The sequence below is a fragment of the Umezakia ovalisporum Ak1311 genome (assembly GCF_029891685.1).
Taxonomy (GTDB): Bacteria; Cyanobacteriota; Cyanobacteriia; order Cyanobacteriales; family Nostocaceae; genus Umezakia; species Umezakia ovalisporum.
In genome coordinates, this window is sequence record NZ_JANQDJ010000068.1 from 25,742 (window position 1) to 46,335 (window position 20,594).

The 20,594-nt window shown below is 37.7% G+C and carries 15 protein-coding genes; 9 read left to right on the top strand and 6 right to left on the bottom strand.

Annotation, left to right across the window (positions count from 1 at the left end; all coding sequences use genetic code 11):
- Positions 1-130 precede the first annotated feature (130 nt).
- The 9 genes from NWP25_RS12900 (at position 131) to NWP25_RS12940 (ending at position 6,531) form a co-directional block, all read left to right on the top strand.
- Positions 131-391, top strand: coding sequence for a hypothetical protein (locus NWP25_RS12900; protein WP_280651604.1), 261 nt, complete (start codon positions 131-133; stop codon positions 389-391).
- Between the two features lie 709 nt (positions 392-1,100).
- Entirely contained in the window at positions 1,101-1,334 is a 234-nt protein-coding gene (locus tag NWP25_RS12905) for a hypothetical protein (RefSeq protein WP_280651605.1), read from the top strand.
- Positions 1,335-1,500: 166 nt separating this feature from the next.
- On the top strand, positions 1,501-1,758 hold the full coding sequence (locus tag NWP25_RS12910; RefSeq protein ID WP_280651606.1) for a hypothetical protein: 258 nt from the start codon (positions 1,501-1,503) through the stop codon (positions 1,756-1,758).
- A gap of 157 nt (positions 1,759-1,915) precedes the next feature.
- On the top strand, positions 1,916-2,176 hold the full coding sequence (locus NWP25_RS12915) for a hypothetical protein (protein WP_280699555.1): 261 nt from the start codon (positions 1,916-1,918) through the stop codon (positions 2,174-2,176).
- Positions 2,177-2,346: 170 nt separating this feature from the next.
- Positions 2,347-2,595 carry a hypothetical protein gene (locus NWP25_RS12920; RefSeq protein ID WP_280650490.1) on the top strand — a complete coding sequence of 83 codons (249 nt, stop codon included), beginning with the start codon at positions 2,347-2,349 and terminating at the stop codon, positions 2,593-2,595.
- Positions 2,596-2,753: 158 nt separating this feature from the next.
- A complete protein-coding gene (locus NWP25_RS12925) occupies positions 2,754-2,987 on the top strand; it encodes a hypothetical protein (RefSeq protein WP_280650491.1) in 234 nt (77 codons plus the stop codon).
- Between the two features lie 632 nt (positions 2,988-3,619).
- A complete protein-coding gene (locus NWP25_RS12930) occupies positions 3,620-4,801 on the top strand; it encodes a phosphotransferase (RefSeq protein WP_280656417.1) in 1,182 nt (393 codons plus the stop codon).
- A gap of 114 nt (positions 4,802-4,915) precedes the next feature.
- The gene (locus tag NWP25_RS12935; protein WP_280650493.1) at positions 4,916-6,028 is read left to right on the top strand and encodes a T3SS effector HopA1 family protein; all 1,113 of its coding nucleotides are present in this window, start codon (positions 4,916-4,918) and stop codon (positions 6,026-6,028) included.
- 254 nt (positions 6,029-6,282) lie between these two features.
- The gene (locus NWP25_RS12940; RefSeq protein WP_280656415.1) at positions 6,283-6,531 is read left to right on the top strand and encodes a HetP family heterocyst commitment protein; all 249 of its coding nucleotides are present in this window, start codon (positions 6,283-6,285) and stop codon (positions 6,529-6,531) included.
- A 135-nt stretch (positions 6,532-6,666) separates the two neighbouring features.
- Here the strand turns inward: NWP25_RS12940 and NWP25_RS12945 are convergent, their stop codons facing one another.
- The 6 genes from NWP25_RS12945 to NWP25_RS12970 all read right to left on the bottom strand — a co-directional run bounded on the left by NWP25_RS12945 (position 6,667) and on the right by NWP25_RS12970 (position 20,096).
- The gene (locus tag NWP25_RS12945) at positions 6,667-7,455 is read right to left on the bottom strand and encodes a peptidylprolyl isomerase (RefSeq protein ID WP_280651033.1); all 789 of its coding nucleotides are present in this window, start codon (positions 7,453-7,455) and stop codon (positions 6,667-6,669) included.
- 647 nt (positions 7,456-8,102) lie between these two features.
- Positions 8,103-9,647: an HlyD family efflux transporter periplasmic adaptor subunit gene (locus NWP25_RS12950; protein ID WP_280651034.1), complete on the bottom strand. Its 1,545-nt coding sequence runs from the start codon at positions 9,645-9,647 to the stop codon at positions 8,103-8,105.
- A gap of 93 nt (positions 9,648-9,740) precedes the next feature.
- Complete coding sequence (locus NWP25_RS12955) at positions 9,741-12,797, bottom strand: peptidase domain-containing ABC transporter (RefSeq protein ID WP_280651035.1); 3,057 nt, start codon at positions 12,795-12,797, stop codon at positions 9,741-9,743.
- 21 nt (positions 12,798-12,818) lie between these two features.
- Positions 12,819-13,418 carry a helix-turn-helix domain-containing protein gene (locus NWP25_RS12960; protein ID WP_280651036.1) on the bottom strand — a complete coding sequence of 200 codons (600 nt, stop codon included), beginning with the start codon at positions 13,416-13,418 and terminating at the stop codon, positions 12,819-12,821.
- Between the two features lie 2,117 nt (positions 13,419-15,535).
- Positions 15,536-15,910 carry a HetP family heterocyst commitment protein gene (locus tag NWP25_RS12965; protein WP_390904313.1) on the bottom strand — a complete coding sequence of 125 codons (375 nt, stop codon included), beginning with the start codon at positions 15,908-15,910 and terminating at the stop codon, positions 15,536-15,538.
- Positions 15,911-17,045: 1,135 nt separating this feature from the next.
- A complete protein-coding gene (locus tag NWP25_RS12970; protein ID WP_280651037.1) occupies positions 17,046-20,096 on the bottom strand; it encodes an ABC transporter transmembrane domain-containing protein in 3,051 nt (1,016 codons plus the stop codon).
- Between the last annotated feature and the right edge of the window lie 498 nt (positions 20,097-20,594).

The following is a 20,594-nucleotide window of genomic DNA, read 5'->3' on the forward strand; positions in this document are numbered from 1 at the left end:
TAGAAATTTATTAAAATTTATTGACTTTTTTAATACAATTGCCAAATATTAGAAATAGATTATAATTCGCAACGCTATCGTTTCCAAAGTCATAGTGAATTTCACTATAACTATTTAAGGAGTAAATTACATGGCAACGACAAAAATTTATGACTTGTACCCAACTAATACCCAACAACTTTTTCATGAAATAACAGAAAGAGAAATGCGGCAAGTCAAAGCACGCGAAAGAAGTATAATAACTCCAATTGTCACCGATGTAAACGAACAATCTTTAGCAAATGTCTTAGATCAAAATTTAAATAATCTTCTTTTTAACTTGAGGGGACAAATGAATGCAGCACTTTCTAATGCCAGAATGACAGTAAACGAAGAATTCAACTTTCTGTAATTTTTTTATATTAATCATCATCGTGCTTTTGAGTATAATTCACTTAAATTTGCACGATTTTTTCTGTAAATTAATATTTATAAGAAAATTAAACTTCCCTTGCTATAAGTCAACATAATTAAAAATAAAATCACCAAGATATAGCTCCCAGAGTTATTTGATAACTCTGGGAGCCCCTTGTTACTTTTTTTTCAGTTGAACTACTTATCAAGTCTGGCAAATTACCCCTTTTTTGCCTCTCCTACTCATCATCCCCCAAAAGTCACAAAACAGCGTTACTCATAATACACCATTGCCAACAATTACAAAAGTTATTTCATATCTTGCACATTCAGCAAGAAAGCAAGGGCAATGGAAAAATAACCAATTAAAACTAATGAAGACCTATAAATATACAAAATGGCATTTGATATCCCCATAAAAATATTTGAACTCTCAAATAAACTTCCCATATCTGCATTTGGTATGTTGCAATTATTTAAACAACTATTATTGTCAACTAAAAAGCAGATTAATCAAATAAAACTGATTTTTTTAAAAAGACACAACTCTTGAATATATGTCTTTTTCACCATAGTTTTAGCCTTGACTTTCTGATTTTCAATCAATAAAAATAGCAGTAACAGTTAAGCAGACACAGCTTCATTGATTACCAATTTAAAGTTTGTGTGCAACTGCTTAATTGCCACAAGACTGTTAGGAGTAAATCATGGCAAATATTACACTGTCTGAACTACACGCTGTTGGTTCTGAGTTGTTCCAAGATTCCGAAAGTTTTATTAATGAATTCAGCGCTGTAGATTCCATCTCCGGTGGACAAGCCACTGGCGCAGGTGTTAGCAACCCTATCACATTAACTAAACTGGCTGAAGCCTATGTTTATACATATGGCATTGGTCACGTGACAGTGTTAGCCAAATCATTCAGTGTAACTGGAATTTAATCCTTCCGAGTCACTACTGAGCTTGATGGTTTGCCAGGGATTAAAGGTAAAAAGTTAAGTCATTTATAAAATGAACATCAACTTTTGCCATCACCAATAATCCCTGAGGTCTAGCTAATCGAAGCAATCTTCAGTTTCATAAGAACAAGTCTTTTAGGAGTACATCATGGCAAATATTACACTGTCTGAATTACACGCTAATGGTTCTGAACTATTCCAAGATGCGGAAAGTTTTCTCAATGAACTCAGCAATGTAGACTCCATCTCTGGTGGACAAATGGGCTTTCTTGGTGGCGCCACTGCCGCTCAAGCTGCTGTCAGTGATCCTAAGACACTGACTAAATTAGCTGAGGCTTTTGTTTTTACCTACGGCATTGACCACGTTACCGCGTTAGCCAAGTCATTCAGTTTCCCTGCTATTTAATGACTCCGGATAGCTACTGAGATTGATGGCTCTTGAGGGATTAAAAGTAATAAATTCCCTAATTACCAATAATCCCTAAGAGCCAGCTAGAAACCATCTTGATCTTCACTGAAACTAACAAGTCTTCACAAGTTCACAAGTCTTTTAGGAGTACATCATGGCAAATATCACACTTTCTCAACTACACCCTGCTGGTTCTGAACTCTTCCACGATGCGGAAAGTTTTCTCAACGAACTCAGCAATATAGACTCCATCTCTGGAGGTCAAATTGTAGGTACCGCCGCTACAGGTACCATCGCCACCCAAGCTGCTGTTAGCAATCCCTTTACATTAACCAAGCTGGCTGAAGCTTATGTCTATACATATGGCATTGGTCATGTTACCTACTTAGCCAAGTCATTCAGTCTAGTCTTGTAATTTCCTTGGGTAACTGCTGACATAAATGGCTCTCCAGGGATTAAAAGTAAAAAATCATCTTTGCAAATCACATCAGATGTTTTGATTACCAATAATTCCTGGGAGCCAGCCAGATTTAACTCTTTTGATTTTTAGTCAAACAAGTTTTCACAAGTTTTTAGAACTGTATCATGGCTAATATCATACTTTCTCAACTACACCATGCTGGTTCTGAACTCTTCCACGATTCCGAAGGTTTTCTCCATCAACTCAGCGATGTAGATCCCATCTCTGGTGGTCAAGCTACTGTAGCCACAGCTACCACAAACGCCCTCAGCAATCTCGCCATACTCTTTCAAATACTTGATGCATATACACTAGTAGATGCCATGGATCAGGTTACGCTGTTGGCTAAATCTTTTAGTATAAATATCTACTAAAGTACCGTAATTTATTCATGGAACAGCTCTCAAGGATTAAAGCCATAAACTAATTTATTTCATCGATACTAAATTTGTTGATTACCAAAAATCCCTAAGAGCGGAATAAATTCAATATTCATACCGTCTAATTACCATAATTCTTTTAGGAGTAATTTATGGCAAATATCACACTCTCCCAATTATACAGTATTGGCTCTGAACTCTTCCACGATTCCGAAACCTTTTTCCATGAACTCAGCCATACAGATTCTATATTTAGGGATGAATACGCTGTTGTAGGTGGTATTATATTTACCGCATTAACTGGAGCGTTTGTCAGTATATACGGCATTGGTCATGCTACTTATGTAGCTAAATCATACAGTGGGACTTATCCATATCCTCTGTAATAGTTAATGACTCTTCTTAATATAAAAGTAAGAAGTAATAGCAATTTTCTTAGAATTAGGAAAATTACTTTTTTAAACTTAGATGAGCAGTAATGAAACAGGGACTTGAGTAGCCAAGAGGGGTTATTCATCTTAGTTAAGGCCAAAGAGCGAGAAGTAGTTTTACAAATTTTTAATGTCAATGATTTAATTCATCTGACATTCACTAACTCCTCAATAATTTCTGTACAGAGCAAATGGCAAAAATTATCATTTCTCAACTGCACCCCATTGACTTAGAAAGTTTTCTGCTCGAAATAACTGATATGTATTCTCTCTCTGTATACGGTAGTGAAGACTATGCCTACCACTATGGGTATTATCAACTTCTTAACTTTACTTATCACCTCGTTGATTTTGTTTTATCGACATTTGCAATTTATAGCATTGTCTCACTAGCAAAGTCATTCGTTGCTACCGAGTGTGGCTATTCATCTCATCTGTTTGTCCCTGTCTCATTGTTTACTCAGCAATTGACATGATCACTAAGAAAATGTTGTGTGCAATCAATGCTTGGATAGGAATCCTGTGGTTCTACAGTTTCTTAATTAACCAGCAACAAATTTTTACATTACTGAGGAGTATTTAACGCCATGCCATTTTTATTAAGCTATCAAAATGTTTTTGACTACCTAATTCCCCTGGGACTATGTACTGAAGAACAACGTTTATCAACTCATATTGAACTCAAACCTGCCAAAAATTTTAACTTATTACTCACCCTGCCAGAAAACAAAAAACTTCTAGTTAAGCAAGAGCGCCACAACCGAGAAGGAAAAACCGCCGGCGAGTTTGTGCAAGAATGGCGAATTCATGAGTTCTTAGGGGAAAACCCAGAACTTAGCTACATATACCCCCTGCTTTCAGAAGCAATACATTTTGATCGTGAAAATTCCATCATTATCTTCAATTATCTCAGTAACTATCGTGATTTAGCCGATTTCTACGCCAAAGAGAATATTTTTCCCACCCAAGTTGCTACAAGAGTTGGAACCGTTCTCGCATTAATTCATCGCATCAGTACCCAACGTTCAGAATATCGGGAATTCTTTGAAAATTCCCAAAAAGCAGTTAATCAAGAAACACCAAAACTAAATCATAGAATTGATAGAATTACACCAGAAATCTTTGGCAGTGTCCCGGCTGACGGATTGAAATTCTTTGCCCTTTATCAACGTTACGATAGTTTGGGTCAAGCGATCGCAGAGTTGGGTAGTTGTTTCACCCCCTACTGTCTAACTCATAACGACATAAAGCTGAACAACATTCTCATTTCCTTAAATTGGCAAGATGTCAATTTAAACAAATCCGCCCCAGACCAAAGCATGATTCGATTAATTGACTGGGAGCGCTGCTCTTGGGGAGATCCAGCCAACGACTTAGGCTGCATAATTGCTAGTTACCTGCAATTATGGCTATACAGCGTAGTCGTCGGTAAAGGGATGGAAATTGAAGAGTCTTTACGTTTAGCCACCACACCTTTACAATCACTCCGTCCTTCACTATCTGCACTAGTTAAAGCTTATTTAGCTGAATTCCCCAAAGTACTAGAGCATCGTGCTGATTTCTTACAGCGAGTAGTGCAATTTTGCGGTTTAGCTTTGATTCAATCTATTCAAGCGACACTCCAACACGAAAAAACCTTTGGTAATTCAGGCATCAGTATGCTCCAAGTTGCCAAGAGTTTATTATGTCGTCCAGAAGCATCCATACCAACTATTTTTGGTATGGATGCCTCAGACCTCACCCCCGCAAAATATTCATCAGCATCTTAAAGCCTGTCAAGTAGAAAACTTACCTCAAATACCAGCCAATCTTGCCTTATCGACGTTATTTAATTCCCCTTCACCCCTTTCTCATCACACCCTCTTATTCACAGGCAATCCCTTATGCAACTATTAGATTCGCTACAAACTCAACTAGCAACCATTCCAGAGCCATTGCAGACATCAATACAAGACATTATTCATAAAATTGAAATTGTTTCCTACCATTGTATCAAGCACCCAAACTATAAAACAGTAGAACTAACTGAGCAAGCAATTTCCCGCTTTCAAAAATTACCCTCAGACCTCCAGAAAAAGTATTTAGGTGTGCAACTGCGTAGTTTTCTTTATGGTGTCTACTATAACCATTCATTAAAAGAAAATCTCTCATCAGATCAAGAGTCAACAAATGTAGCATTGAACCCAAATTTAGAAAATAATAGCTTTTTGGGCGTAGATATAGGTTTTTATGATCGCCTGCATCAGAACAACCGAGGAGAAGGCTACTGGAGCAACGACTGGCTAGTAGTGAAGGAAGAAACGGATGGCGCTTTGGCAGTGCATAAGGGTGGTTTAACCGTCCACATTGACCGTCATATTCACTTACCACCACAAGATAACGCTGTAAATGTTGGTAATGTAGTTGCCATCAAATTACCCAAAAATGTAGTGCAAAACGGATTTTACATGGCAGTTGGTAACGCAGCTGCTCATGGTGATCAACAAATAGTGCGAATTTACTTTAATTTATCTCCAGACGGTGCAGTTGCCGTAATGGATGGTTTAACCACCCAACTCAATGCTGTACCAATTGCCTTCACATTTAAAGCACTATATAATCCCTCAGATTATGGACGTTGTGACTCAGCAGTCCTTTACTTTGACAAACATAACTATGAAGCTGTTCGTCCAGTAATAGAAAGAGTATATACAGAAAACAAATCTCATTTTGGCCAATCAGTGCCTTTGTTTACTAAATTACTAGCCCCAGGGTTAGCTCTTGCTGAAGAACCAAACAGCAAATTTACAGAGCGTGAAAGTTTTGGCATGAATCGCTGCCAAATTATTGCTAATGCATTGCTTGACGCTTGGCAACAACATAATGATACCCCAGCAGGTAGGTTAGAATCTATTTTGAAACATTTCTCTATGCTGGAAATTGAATTGCAACGTCCTTACCTAAATCCCCAGTCTGAAGATATCTTCACTCCTTTGCACCTGGCAAATTTGGACTAGTTGATCACTATTCTCCTATAGCCATTTAAATCATTCTTCAAACCAGATAAACCCGATTTCTAGCCTATATCACATCACTTAAAAGGCATATGTCAAGAAATCGGGTTTTATCATCAATTTACTCACCTCTTGACTACCAGGCAATTTAAATGACTTCATCCTATTACTTTTTGTTAATTCATAATTGTTCAGAATATAATTTAGCCGATTAAACAAGAAGAATATTAAGACAGCAGCATCTAAGAGGTTGTGTAATGACTGAAGAAGATTTTGATATTAATCAACCAGCCGAAACCATAATTGATATTGATGCCCCAAACTACCGACAGATCATCACAGCCATTTTCGCGGGTAATTATTCTTGGGCTTGTATTTTATTCCTGCATTTACTAGACTGTATCCCCACAAAATATATACCTCCTCAAATTTATTTAAAACTACTGGAAGATAATTTTATCCCGCATATATCAAAACAAAATCAAGCCGATAAATTCAATAAATAGACTCATAAAAACTCTCCCTTTTCTTAGTAAGAAGAGGGAGTTTCAGCTAAATTAATTGTTTTGAGAATGTGTCTCCATAAAAAGGCTTTCATTACATATCCCTTTTTATGGGAAATATCTAAAGATATCTATTGTCTACACTTCAACTTGTTTAAGCAAATTGTTTGATGTTTGAGAGTGAGTATTTTCTTCAAGATTAGCCACAATTTCTACAGCAGCTATTTGTTGCTGTAACCAATTGTTAAAAAATTCTCCCATAATTTGCAAACGTAAATTCTCATCTAATTCTGGTTTAATTATTTCCTCAACTGCAATTATGTGTACTCCTTTAGGTGTAATAATTGGTTTGATAATTTGTGGGGGATTAGCAGCAAAAACTGCCGCCGCAATCTCTGGACGGAAATCAATCCGGCGGCGAATTCCTTGATACCCTCCAGCGCGACGAACTTCGGGATTTTGGATGTATTGACGAGCGATTTCTTGAAAGCTAATTTCACCTTCTTGTAGGGAATAAAAGAGTTCTAAAGCTAAATCTTCATCATCTAAGATGACTTCATAAGTTACCGCTCCAAAATATTTTAGTTGGTGGGCATAAAAAAATGGTTCAATTTGGTCTGCAAATAAATGATTAGCTAATTTGGAAGACGTGAGGTTAATTTTGGCTATTTCTTCTAAATCATCTAGGGAAAGATGATGTTTTTCTAACCAATTCCAAGTGTCTTCTGCTTTAAATAGTCGGTTAGCTAAACGAAGATTATCTGCTGCTGTTTGCAGTTCTTCTATTGACACCTTTATCCCTGCTTTTTCAGCAGCTTGAGCAATAATCCTGTGAGTAGTAATCGCTTCTAATATACTAGGGATTTGAAAAACCATCTTTAGATAGTAAATAATGTCTTCACGCGAAATTTTTAAACTGTTTGACATCACTGAAATCCTCAGATTATTAACTACTTAAAACTTACTTTTTAAGGTAAGTAACTAACTCATTAACTTATTCATCATCTTTGCGTGACAGATTATTTATTGTCTCTATCTGATGATAGTTTTAATATTTTAATTAACAGTCATTAAACCTACCATTTTCTGAAATTTTCATAAAATAAAAACAACAAAAATTTCCCCTATTTAATCTATTTAACACCTAGAAAAATAGGGGTAACATCATGTCTGTTTCCACAGTTTTCATGGCGGAGCAAGTAAAGCAGAATCCCAGATTCATTTTCATTGCTGCGTTCTGCTTCATTTCATTCGCAATGAGATATTTTCAGTAATTTAACAGACTTGATATAATTGTTAACAACACACATCTTGCACTTAGCAATGACAATTAAAAATTACTTGGTACAACATGTGAACTAACAACCAAAACAATGCATAATCATTTAATTTTGAAACAAGCAAAATGCCTCTTTTTATGGGTCTAAAGAGCTTACCTTACAATACCCATACAACACATTGGTCTGAGTCAAGTACACCACAGCAGACCACATTTATCCTCTTAATATGTGTACTTTATTTACCAGCAAAGTATTGTATTTTTCAGTATTTTAATTGAGTAAGTGACTACAAAACTAAAGCTCTAAACCACCTTCTTGCAACTTTTTAAACGGATCCAAGATAAAATCAATCACTCGACGCTGACGAATAATTACCTCTGCCGTGGCTGTTTGACCAGGGGTTAAAGCAACCCGTTGGTTACCAGCTTGCACATAAGCTTGTTCTAAGGTGATATCCAAATCATAAGTTTCTATATTGCCTTGGTTGTGAGGCTGAACCCTGGAATTAGGTGAAATCCAACTCACACGCCCTTCCATCACACCATAATCTTGGTACGGATAGGCATCAAACTTGATTTTCACCGGCATTCCCACTTCCAAGAAACCACTGTTTTGACTGGGTAGCTGCGCTTTGAGAATTAATTTACTATTCTTAGGCGCAATTTCGGCAACGATTTGTCCCGGTTCCACCACAGGCCCTGGTTGACGGATGGGCATCTCAAAAATTATGCCATCAATAGGCGATCGCACCACTCGTTGTTTGAGCTGAATCTGCAAAGACTCTATTTGGCTCTTAATTTGACCCATTTCTGACTCCAGGGTTTTAATTTGCGTTTCCATATCCTTGAGTTGTTCTTGGCTTCTCAGCACCGCTAATTTACCTGCTTGGACAACGCTTTGATAACTACTTTGTTGTTCTTGCAACCGCAGTTTTCCTTGCTTAATATCTGCCACAACTTGATTCATAGTTCCTTGATAGCGGCTGATTTCTTCTTTTAAATGCAATTGAGCTTGGGTTACATCAGATTGTGCTTGTGAATACAAACGTTGGCTATCCTCTGCTGTTTTTTCTACTTCTACAAGTTGGATTTGAGGAATCGCACCCTGCTCAAATAGTTGGCGATAGCGTGCAACTTCGGCAACATCTCTGTTAAAACGACTCTTGACTAACTTCTCGGTAGTCTGGGCAGAATTAATATTCTGACGAGCCTGTTCAACTAAAGCCTGTCTTTCTAACTTTTGTAAGTTATACGCACTCTCTCTCGTATCCAGGTTTTGTAGCGCCTGATTTACTTGAGACATTTTTTCTAACTCTTGGGCTTTATTTTGCTGCTCTTGGATATTGATCGCCAGTATCAATTGGTTTTTGAGCAGCTTGAGTTGCCCTTGGCGATGGCGCAATCCTTGTAACTGCGTTTGTCTTTGTTGCAATTCTTTTTCTAGCACATCAGAATCCAACTCCAACAAAACCTGTCCAGCTTTGACCACAGCCCCTTCCTGAACATTGACAGCTTTCACAGTACCAGGAACTGGAATTCCTAATTGATGAGTTGCATCTTTGGGTTCTAAACGTCCTCTGGCGCTGCCTGTTTCATCAATTTTAGTCACCATCGACCAAGGTAAAATGATCACGGTAAATGCCACCAAGAAGTACAGCATTGAACGTGTCCAGAGTTTTGGTAAAGCATCTAGTAGTTCTTCTGTACCGTAAAACCAATCATTGGCTTCCCTTTCTACCTGTGTCTGATTATCAACAACACTAGAGTTTTCAACCTCGTGATTTTGATCTAGCCTTGGTTGTGCAAGTACAGATGATAAATGTTGATATGGATTTGGCATAAGTAATTCAACAGTCCACTTTTTATAGGGATTGGGTATTGGGAATCAGGGTAACTGGTTCTTACTCCCCATTCCCCATTACTTCCCAGGTTTTCAAGCTATTTGAGTTGTTTGAGCTAGTTGTTGCTCATTGAGATAAAAGTAATGACCTCTTCTGGCAATTAATTCATCGTGAGTCCCACTTTCCACCAGTAAGCCGCGATCTAAAACTAAAATCAGATCCGCATGACGCACCGTGGACAGGCGATGAGCAATAATCAGACTTGTACGCCCTTTGAGAATGGTTTTCAGGTTATTCTGGATAATTCGCTCAGATTCCGCATCAAGGTGGCTGGTTGCTTCGTCCAAAAGTAATAACCGAGGATTTCCAAGCAAAGCACGAGCGATGGCTACACGTTGGCGTTGTCCACCAGATAACATCCCCCCACCTTCACCAATTTGAGTTTCGTAGCCAGTAGGCATGAGCTTGATAAATTCATCTGCTCCTGCTAAAGTCGCTGCTTCAATAATTTCCTCTAAAGTGGCTTCTGGGTGAGCAATACTGATATTTTCCCGGATAGTACCGCCAAACAAGAACGTATCTTGATCGACAACACCAATTTGAGAGCGCAGCGATCGCAACGAAATACTAGTCACATCTTGGGCATCAATTAATACTTTGCCATCCGTCGGCAGGTATAGTCCCAATATCAACTTTGCGAGGGTTGTTTTTCCTGAACCACTACGTCCAACCACGGCTACAGTCTGCTCAGGGAGAATTTCAAAACTGAGATTTTCTAAGACATTAATATCACTTTCTGGGTGATAGCGAAAAGTCACATTTTCAAACTTAATATGACCTTGTAACCTAGGTAAAAATTGCCGGGGTTGATGCTGTAAATCTTCTTCTGGTTCAGCCTCTAAAACATCATTAATGCGTTCACTAGAAATCACGACTTCCTGGAATTGATTCCACAAAACAACTAACCTTTGAAACGGACGAATAATATTGCCCAACAACATATTAAAAGCAACTAACTGTCCAATTGTCAGTTCATTTTGAATCACCAACCATGCCCCAAACCATAGCAGTCCAGTACTGACCAGGGTTTCAATCCCGGAGCTAAAAATCTGCATTTTGTTACTAATTATCTGCCCGGCAAAGGTTTTTTTAATCACATTATTTAATAGCTCTTCCCAATGCCAGCGCACTGTTTGTTCAATTGCCATAGAGCGAATTGAGCTAATACCGGTCAGCGACTGAATCAGATAACTATTTTCGTTAGCAGTGGCATTAAAAGCCTCGCGATTAATCCGACGGAAAAAAGGTGTAGCCACCACTGCCAAAATAAAAAATGGTGGGATAATACTTAAACTCAGCAATGCCATTGGTGCGCTATACCAAAACATCAATCCCACATAGATAAACACCGTCAGCAAATCCAAAGTGATTGACAATGCTTCCCCAGTCAAAAAACGCTGAATTTTATAGTTTTCTTGGACGCGGGAAATAATATCACCAACATAGCGCGACTCAAAAAAAGCTAAAGGTAGGCGGAAAGTGTGTTTAATAAAACCCACCAACAAAGCTACGCTAATGCGGTTGGCTGTGTGATCAAGCAAATATTGACGCAATCCATTGATCAAAACACTGAACAAGCCAAAAATCAGCAACCCGAAACCCACGGCGTTTAACGTCAAAGTGCTACGCTGCACAAGTACTCGGTCTAATAACAACTGAGTCAATAAAGGCGTAACCAGTCCAAATACCTGAATGAACACCGAAGCCACAAAAACTTCCAGCAGTACTTTTCCATGAGGTTTAACTAAATCAAACAACTGCCAAAATTGTGTACTCGTTTCCTCCGTTTCTTCGAGGAAGGATGTGGGTTGTAATAACAATGCGTAACCAGTCCAACCAGCTTTAAATTCCTCATGGGTGAGAGTGCGTTGACTCAAGGCGGGATCACCCACAATCACCTGCTTTTTGCGGATTTCATACACAACAATATAGTGTTTGCCTTCCCAATGGGCGATGGCAGGCAAAGTTTGTTGTGCTAATTTATCCAAACTAGCTTTTACCGGACGGGTAGTAAAACCAATACTTTCAGCCGCAGTTGTTAAACCCCGCAGCGATGCACCAGTACGATTGATATTGGCTAAATCTCGTACTCGATTCACACTCAAGCGCTTACCCCAATAGCGACTAATCATCACCAAGCAAGCAGCCCCACAGTCAGCAGCACTTTGTTGTTCAAAAAACGGATAGCGCTTAGTTAACCGTCCCCACCAATGTCCAGCCTTAACTCTCGGACTCGGAAAATAAGCTCGTTTTTGCCTTTTTTTCAATTTTGGGTCTGGTTGTGGTAATTGTCTGACTTTTCTAGGGGTAATTACCTCTACATCTGTGTTTTCTGTAACATCTTGCCCTTCTTGTAACTTGGCTAATTCCGCCAATTCTGGCCAGGATTGTAATGCTAGTCGCCAATTAGCATTTTTCAGACTGTAAACCTTTGTGGATTCAGTCCCCTGCCAATTTTCCTGTTGGGGATATACATAAATGTTTCCCGGTGTTAACCTCCGCCCATCTCTGTGTACTAATTCTCCTTGATGCAATAACCACAGCTTAGTATCTTGGAATAAGCTCACTGGAAGTGAATCACCCTCTAAAACGTGGCACTCAAACAAAGACAATGCTTTGAATACACCTTCTACAGATCCATTGTCAGGCACTAAAGAACTTTGGCAACATAACAACAGTAAATCCCACAATTCTGCACGTTGTTTGAGGCGATCGCGAATACTCGGATGTTTGCGGATTACCTCTTGTAAAGATGCTTGTGGGAAATAAGCAACTTTTAAATTCACAGAAGCTCTAGCAACATAAGCATTAAATTCTTCTTCTGTAAATAAAGTCAGTTCGCCAAATGATGCTCCTGTCGTCAGAGTAGTAATTAAGTTATTGGAGCCATCTAAAAGTCTCACTTTACCCCCAAGGACAATATATATCCCATTAGGCGCTGTTGTGGCTTGCCAGAACTGCTTTGCTATTGGTGGTTCAACAATTTCTACCCCAATCAAGCATCTTTCAATTTCTTCATCTGACAGTGATTCACCCAACCTTTGGATAAGTTGTTGAGCTAAATATTCACGGGAAAACGCTGACGCCATTTCCTGACCTCCAAAACATAATTATTTACTGGTCTGAATTAGATTTAATGACCAATGAAAATTAGGCTCAGATCGAGATTGCAAATCGCAAATCGTAATCCCAGCATCTTTGTTTTGGCCAGTTTCAGGTGGGCTGGAACTTTTACGTTTAGTTGATAGTCCCATTTGCTTAAGCAGGCGATTAACGTGGCGATCGCTAATTTGAATATTAAATTCGTTAGCTAGATGCTTACTTAACCATTGCGCCGTCCAATAGGTAAACGCATAACCGTAATCACGAGGACTATGGCTTACCAGTTCCTTCAAGCGTTCCAAATACTGATCATTAACAATTTTCGGTCTACCAATTGGCCGCTCACTCCATTTGTGTGCTAAACCTGCTTCTGCTAAACCAATCCAGTAACGTGCCATTTCCTGAGAGCAACCCAATTTTTCACAGATTTGGCTTTGAGACTTACCCACATCTGCTAACAACATAATTTCAATCCGTCGCCGATATTCTGGCTGTAAATCAGTTTGTAAGCTTTTGGACAAAGCTTTTCTTTGAAAAGGTGTTAAGAACTTACCTTCTTGGATATCGTAGTTTTCAAAATTTTCGCTTTGACTAAGAGAGTGTGACATATTGATTACCAGTTGTCATTTACTGAAAACGTGGGCAATTTTATCCGTTGCAGCTATGTAAAACCTCTATAAATCCGGCTTTGCAACTGCAAGAGTAATTAGCCTTTTCCAGCTAATTAAGTATTGAATTAATCTGGGTATAATGCTTGGTATTTTGCCTCTAGTATTGCAACGGACTAGAGGACATATACCCGTGTTATCTTGGCTTTTTATTCCCAATATTTCACCATGCTAGGCTTTCCACCGAGTTAGAGGTGTTATCAAAAAGCTACCGATACATCACGGAATTTTTCTATTTTTCCCAGTCAACACATTCTTAGTTAAAAGCTGCGCTCTTGTGGTGTGAGCAATAGTTTGCGTCGCGTAACCATATATACTTAGCAAGTAGAAGTAAGCAAACCTGACAAAATGTGAAGCAATCATAGCTGTTGTCTAATCCAATAAACAGCAATTTCTGGTAAGACACCTAAAACCAGTAAACTACTCACTGGCTAACCCTAATAACTAGACAAACTTCCCTCAGAACCTAGTCTTATATTATTGCTGGTGATTTCAACCAGTTATCTTGGTTGCTCATCACAGGGAAGTGATTTTGAGTCTTTTGGTGACTCCTATTTTGAGGATGTTACTGATAGCTTGCGTGGTGAATCCATACTGTGTAATACAGGTCTATAAGTCAACCTCAAAATATTCAAACTGGTTGTCTTTCCATTACCAAAAATGTGGTTGAAACCTGTTCCATTTTTAAATGGAACTTAGAGGCAGCTAAGGTCAGGTATGAATACAAATCTACTTCCTAGACTAGCCTAAGAGTAGCTAATATCTCATGGGCAGATTTCAATAAATCTGGAAAGCAAGTTTAACCAAAAAGCGAGAGTTATTCACTGTGTTCTCTTAACCTACTGTTATCCTTTTAGAAATTTTTCTACATCTAGTCAAGGGGTTTGATAAAAAAGAAGAAATCTTCACTCAATATTAATTATATATTTACCCGAAATTAATAATTAATTTTGTCTCGATAAAATTGATATATTTCTTTTTTTTACGCAAAATTAAAGCATTAAAATTTACTAATTTCAGCATAGTATGTATTTCATGATGACAATATTACCCAAGTTAAATTACATCCAGAAAATAATACTAAATAACAGATAAAATTTGGACATCTATCTTCAGTCATATACAATACACTCAATAAAATCTCTTATTTGAGATTACAAATATCCATCTCTAGGGTGAAATTGATGAAGTTGCTATTATGTCCAAAAATTATAATATCAAATACTTATTCAGGCAAAAGTTCAAAAAATGATCATATACTGTGTTACAGGGCAAAAACTACTCTAACAATAGATATTTCCGAAAATAATTCAGTTCGAGTCAAAAATTTAATGTATTTTCTTGCCAGAATAACCCGGCAATCCCAAAGGTATAAATAATTTTAGATATCATTTTACATTCTGTAAGATTACAGAATGCATTTTCATAAAAAAACTGGAAGTTACTCACTTTAAGCTTCCAGCAATTGTTATATAAATTGGTCAAATTATCAAGCATAAATAATCCTATTTGGGAGAAAAAGGATTATTTTTTTTGAAAAAAGCGTAAGTGCTATAAAATCTATCAGTCATAACCGCAATTGAAACGCTACTTTTTCTTTTTCCCCACACCTAAAAACTCAATAACAGGCATAAAAATCTAAATTTGCGGGGAGAAACCCATTCTAAATTTATTTTGCTCACGTTTATAGGGAAAAAGAACCACCAATAGCAACGCCCTGGAATCCTCAGTCTTAATTTAGCAGTTATTTACTCTCTCAAATACTGACCGCTTCAGCAACAACAATCAGTCAGATACTTTCTTAATCAGGTATTCATTGACTTAATGTTTGTAAATGAATTTTTTTTGCTCACCTCTTCTTTAGTAGTTATATCTAATTTATAGGATTTTATCTATCAATATTTGCCATTTTGGCAGATTTTAGAGATTAATTTTTCTTGTTCAGCCAAAGTTCATCACCTGCATAAAAACCCCACCCACAATAGGCGGAGTTCGTATTAAGTAATTCACTACTTGTTTTTTACTTCACTCACCCAAGAAGCACTCAGTAATATCAACTAATTATCTAAACTGCCACTCTTAATTTCCCGTGTTTGCTTTCCCACCACCTCAAGATAAGCAAAGTCTTTTATTTTACTTAAACAACTAGTTGAACTATTAATATTAGATTTTTTGTTCATTGATGGTTTAACAGCTTTGATATTTTGTTTATGCTCTTGCTGCGCTGTGCTAACTTGGGTATTTTCTTTCAGCAATCGATTATAAGTGCGATAGGGAATGTAATGTAAAGGATTGTAACCAACAATACGTAGCATTAAAACACACGCCCAGGAATACTTACCTGCAAGAATGGCTTCTACTATTTGATCGAATTGTTGAGGGTTGACTGCTTGATTGAAGTTGCTACTAATTCCAGGAATATTGTGATTCATAGTGTGAGATATCTTGGATGAGACTAGTCTAGATTCGTAGGTTATACCTGTTCAACTTTACTTGCAGATACTTATTAGCAGTACAGCAGATTATTGAATGAAAAAGAACTTTATGAACAGATAAATGTAGAAGTTTTTGAAGTTATAACTACTTGTCCTATTCCCATGTGTATACCTTTCAGGTATTGTTTCTTTAAACAAATCAAAAATTGCCCTAAGAAGCAAACCAAAATATTTATTTCTGATAAATTACTTGTGATTTGGCTGAAAAAAATTATATTACTTAACATTATTTCAGCAGGTGAATAATAGTGAAAATAAAAATTATACAGTTTCATCTCTGCTAAACTTCTCCCTTGACTTAAGGTTTAAACTGCATTTAACCCGATGGTTATTTCCATAAGCTGACCTTCAATTGAAAGTCTGTTTATTTCTTTATATAGCTTTTAGTAGATGCAGTTTTGGCCTCTTGAAAATGTCAAAAGTCCCTAATTTAATAAGTTTACCCTGATAATTTTATTGTATATTTTGAGAGAATATTAAAAACTACTTTACTAAGTATACTACTATTTACTGTTAATGTCATCTCCATTTTTATGACTATACCATTGAATTTACTGATTCTTTTTCAATTCCAATTATAGATTATGTCAGCTTTTTCATGCAAATTATTTACTAGGGATTGAGGGGTTAAACCCCTCATTTACTATTGGTTTTAGACTTGTTTATTTATCAGCTTATTATAAAATATACCACTAAACAGATGAATCAACAACTGATAGTTAGAGCAAATTAAATAACATCAAAAAAACTAAAAAATATAGTTCACTCTAAACTATTAAAAATTTTTCCTATTTAAAATTAAAACTTAGTCTATAGTGAGTAAAACATTTTATTCTTTGGCAATAACTATAAGCTTAATGTATTTATTTAATTAGTAAAAATTGTCATCTATTTTAGTAAAAATTTAGCAAGTAACCAGAAAGAATAATTAGAACTTATTCATGCTTCATGGTGTCATTAGCTCCGAAAATAGCTAAAATAAAACATCCTCAAAAGGATGTATCACAAGTATGATATGGCGGGTTTTGTCTAAACACCATTGATAAAGTTCAAAAAATACCAAGTATTATGATTAAACTTGTAATTGCAGTTGAGCGAAGTCGTGATAAACACCAGCTTTTGCCATTAATTCCTCATGAGTACCTTGTTCAACAAGCACACCTCTATCTAAGACAAGTATGCAGTCGGCGTGACGCACACTAGACAAACGGTGAGAAATGATAAAAGTGGTACTATATCCTCCCATCCTGGCTAAGTTCTGGTGCAAGCGTTGTTCGGATTCAGCATCCAATGAGCTAGTCGCTTCATCCAAAATTAAAATAGCTGGTTTCCTAATCAATGCCCGAGCAATGGCAACTTTTTGTTTTTGTCCACAAGAAAGCCTCACACCTGTTTCTCCCACTAACGTCTTGTATCCCAAAGGCAATGCCTCAATAAAGTTGTGTGCTTCCGGCACCTGGGCAGCCGCCATCGCCTGTTCCATACTAAACTCTGAACTGTATAGGGTAATATTTTCTAAAATAGTTCCAGAAAACAAAAAACACTCCTGTCCTACAAAACCCAACTGACTCCGCAACCATTGGGGTGAAACCAAGGAAATATCTTGCCCATCAATTAGAATTTTCCCTTTGTCGGGACGATATAAACCAGCCAGCAAATTTACTAAACTACTTTTACCTGAACCACTTCGACCAACAATGCCAATAGTCTGGTGTGGTTTGACCTGAAAAGAAATATTTTGTAAAACGTAGCCATCTTCATCAGGATTATAACCAAAAAAAACATCATCGAATTGTACTTCACCTTGAATCGAAGGCATTACTAAAAGTGGTGTTAGGGAATTTTCTTCTACTGCGGAGGAAAAGACATCTTCTAACTCTTCCACAGAAATCCGTACCTCCCCATACTCATCCCACAACTCTACCAATGCCAAAACCGCCATCGCAATATTACTCATCAGCAGATTAAAAGCAACAAACTTACCCAGCGATATCTGTTGACTAATCACCAGATTTACCCCGAACCACAGAATAACCATGCTACCTAATTGATTCATCAAACCCTTGACCAGTTCTAAGCTACTCGCCAACTTCCCTCCGCGCAAACGCACCTTCAACATATTCTGAAAGCGCTCTTGCCAATGCATCTGCACAAAAGATTCAACTGCCAAAGTTTTCACTGTAAAAATCCCAGCAATCATTTCTCTCAGGGAAGATTTGTGCCCTACTGATTCCCGCAAGATTTGCCGCGACGCTTCTTTGAGAAATGGACGGGAAACTACACTCACAATCACCATTAATAACATCCAAACCAACACCAAGAAAGTGAGTTGCCAGTTGTAACTAGCCATTAACCCTAAATAAATCACCACCATCAGGGCATCTATAGTGCCACTAACAGCTTTACGAGTGAGAAACAATTGAATCTTGCCATTTTCCTCCACAAGGTTGACAATGTCCTCCACTGAACGCAATGCAAAAAACTGCAACGGCAATTGCAACGTATAGTTGATAAAACGACCAATCAATTTCATATCAATTCGATTGGCAACATACTCCCACAGGTATTGACGCTGTGCTACTAAGACAATGCGCCAAACACCCAAGCAAAAGAAGCTAATCGCAAAAATATTTAAAGTATCAAAATCTTTTAGAGGCATTACTTGGTCAATGACCACCTGGCTAAACATAGGAGTCGCCAAGCCAATTACTTGCATCAACATTGAGGCGAGAATAATTTGACCCAGTAATTTTCGGTAATGCCCTAATGTATCCCAATAACGACTCAGAGATACTTGTTTGCCCTTAAAGGTATGAAAACGTTGAGTAGGGTTTAAAAGTACAGCGTATCCTGTCCAATTAGCTGCAAACTCCGTCAGTGATAGCCACCGTTTCCCTACAGCAGGATCAGAAATCAACAACGAAGGTCTTTGAACTTGCCAAACAACAACATAGTGATTTTCTTGACACTGAGCTATCCAAGGATTTGTATCACCGTCTAACTCCTGCAAACTGGTTCGCACTGTTAACACATCGTATCCCAAGTTATCGGCAGCTGCGGCTAAACCGTGAACAGACACACCCATAGAATCTACCCGTGCTAAATTTCGCAAAGTTGACACTCCCCACTCCTTACCCCAATACTGGCTAATCATTGCCAAACAAGCAACACCAGAATCTGATGAACTTTGTTGTTGAATAAAGGGATAGCTCGGCCAAGAGTTACTTTTTGATTTTGGCTGCTTTTCCTCTACCGATGCAGCTAGTAAAGATCCTGCATCAAAATCTTGATTTGGCTGTTCGCTACCCTGGGGAACAGGAAGAGGGATTTGGATGATTTGTGGGTTATGAATCTGTTGATTTTCTACTTCAGCCTGTTGAGGAAATAATTGTGGTAAAATCTCCTTAACACATTCCCAGTATTCTACCGATAGATAGTAAACTAACAAATCTGTTTGGGCAATCCCATCAGTAAATGCATCATCAGGAAACTTCCAGCTGTCTCCTATCTGTTGTGAGTTATCAATTTTTCCCCCCGCCAACCAAAAACGTCCTTGTGCTCCTCCAGTTGCTTGTACCAATGACGAACCAGCTGTAATCTTTAGAGCTACAAGGTAGGGTAGGAACTCTTGGAGAGTGGAACTGCTCAGTAATGCCAACTCCGTATGAGTTTTAAAGAAAATCAGTGCTTGCTGCTGGTAAATTAATTGCTGTAAATCACTTTCTAAATTAGGTATAAGATATGACAATCTTTGCAGATCAGAAATAGTTATTTGTGCTGCACAGCCTGCACTAACAGCGATCGCTCGATATGGTAAAATTTGATGACAAAAGAAATTATACCCCCCAAAAGTTTGCCCTGCCACCAGCAATTGTGTAGAAACTTCCCGCCCCAAACTTGGATGAAAACCCCACAAGCGCACTTGTCCCTCACAGATTAAATACACAAAATTGCTGCCATCTTCAGTATCTCCGTTGAGATCTTCCCCTGGTTGAAACTCTCGAATCCCCCAAGATGGATACAAGTCTGGGGTCAGACTTGTATCCCCAGTAACTATCTCTAAAAGTTGGAGGATGGACGCTACTCGAGCAGGAGATTGTTGATTGCTGGTATTTTTTTTCATATCTCCCTCAACTTTGAATGACAAAGAGAAACGGTAAAGCACACAAACAAAAGAAGAAATTCGGCACCATTGTTCATCAACAACTGATATGAGCGCAGAAAGTCATCAATTCTGGTAATTATTCCGTTTTTTGGTAAAAACACAACCAATGGTCTCACTAATTGTTAATTTCTCCAGTTTCATTTTTGACATACCTCTTTGACACAAGAACTTTAAAAGCAAGACTTTACTCACAATATCTAGATGCAATGAACACAATGACATTCTCATGTCAAGCTATATTTGATGCATAGTTTACTAATTCTTTATGTGACTGAAATTAGTAACCTTCTTGTTTTGGCAAAACCCAGTTTTAATTTTTAAGTATTTAAAATCTTTTTTTAACCCTAGTTATATGTTCTTTTGGCTCATCAAACACCCGGAAAATAAAACCAAAAATCGAAGATGCTGATTTTTACACCCGCAAACACTATGCGGCTTTGAGCGGCACAGTAAAAT

Coding starts and splice junctions, on each gene's coding strand:
- NWP25_RS12900 (WP_280651604.1), top strand. CDS start 131: ATGGCAACGACAAAAATTTATGACTTGTACCCAACTAATACCCAACAA.
- NWP25_RS12905 (WP_280651605.1), top strand. CDS start 1,101: ATGGCAAATATTACACTGTCTGAACTACACGCTGTTGGTTCTGAGTTG.
- NWP25_RS12910 (WP_280651606.1), top strand. CDS start 1,501: ATGGCAAATATTACACTGTCTGAATTACACGCTAATGGTTCTGAACTA.
- NWP25_RS12915 (WP_280699555.1), top strand. CDS start 1,916: ATGGCAAATATCACACTTTCTCAACTACACCCTGCTGGTTCTGAACTC.
- NWP25_RS12920 (WP_280650490.1), top strand. CDS start 2,347: ATGGCTAATATCATACTTTCTCAACTACACCATGCTGGTTCTGAACTC.
- NWP25_RS12925 (WP_280650491.1), top strand. CDS start 2,754: ATGGCAAATATCACACTCTCCCAATTATACAGTATTGGCTCTGAACTC.
- NWP25_RS12930 (WP_280656417.1), top strand. CDS start 3,620: ATGCCATTTTTATTAAGCTATCAAAATGTTTTTGACTACCTAATTCCC.
- NWP25_RS12935 (WP_280650493.1), top strand. CDS start 4,916: ATGCAACTATTAGATTCGCTACAAACTCAACTAGCAACCATTCCAGAG.
- NWP25_RS12940 (WP_280656415.1), top strand. CDS start 6,283: ATGACTGAAGAAGATTTTGATATTAATCAACCAGCCGAAACCATAATT.
- NWP25_RS12945 (WP_280651033.1), bottom strand. CDS start 7,455: ATGTCAAACAGTTTAAAAATTTCGCGTGAAGACATTATTTACTATCTA.
- NWP25_RS12950 (WP_280651034.1), bottom strand. CDS start 9,647: ATGCCAAATCCATATCAACATTTATCATCTGTACTTGCACAACCAAGG.
- NWP25_RS12955 (WP_280651035.1), bottom strand. CDS start 12,797: ATGGCGTCAGCGTTTTCCCGTGAATATTTAGCTCAACAACTTATCCAA.
- NWP25_RS12960 (WP_280651036.1), bottom strand. CDS start 13,418: ATGTCACACTCTCTTAGTCAAAGCGAAAATTTTGAAAACTACGATATC.
- NWP25_RS12965 (WP_390904313.1), bottom strand. CDS start 15,910: ATGAATCACAATATTCCTGGAATTAGTAGCAACTTCAATCAAGCAGTC.
- NWP25_RS12970 (WP_280651037.1), bottom strand. CDS start 20,096: ATGAAAAAAAATACCAGCAATCAACAATCTCCTGCTCGAGTAGCGTCC.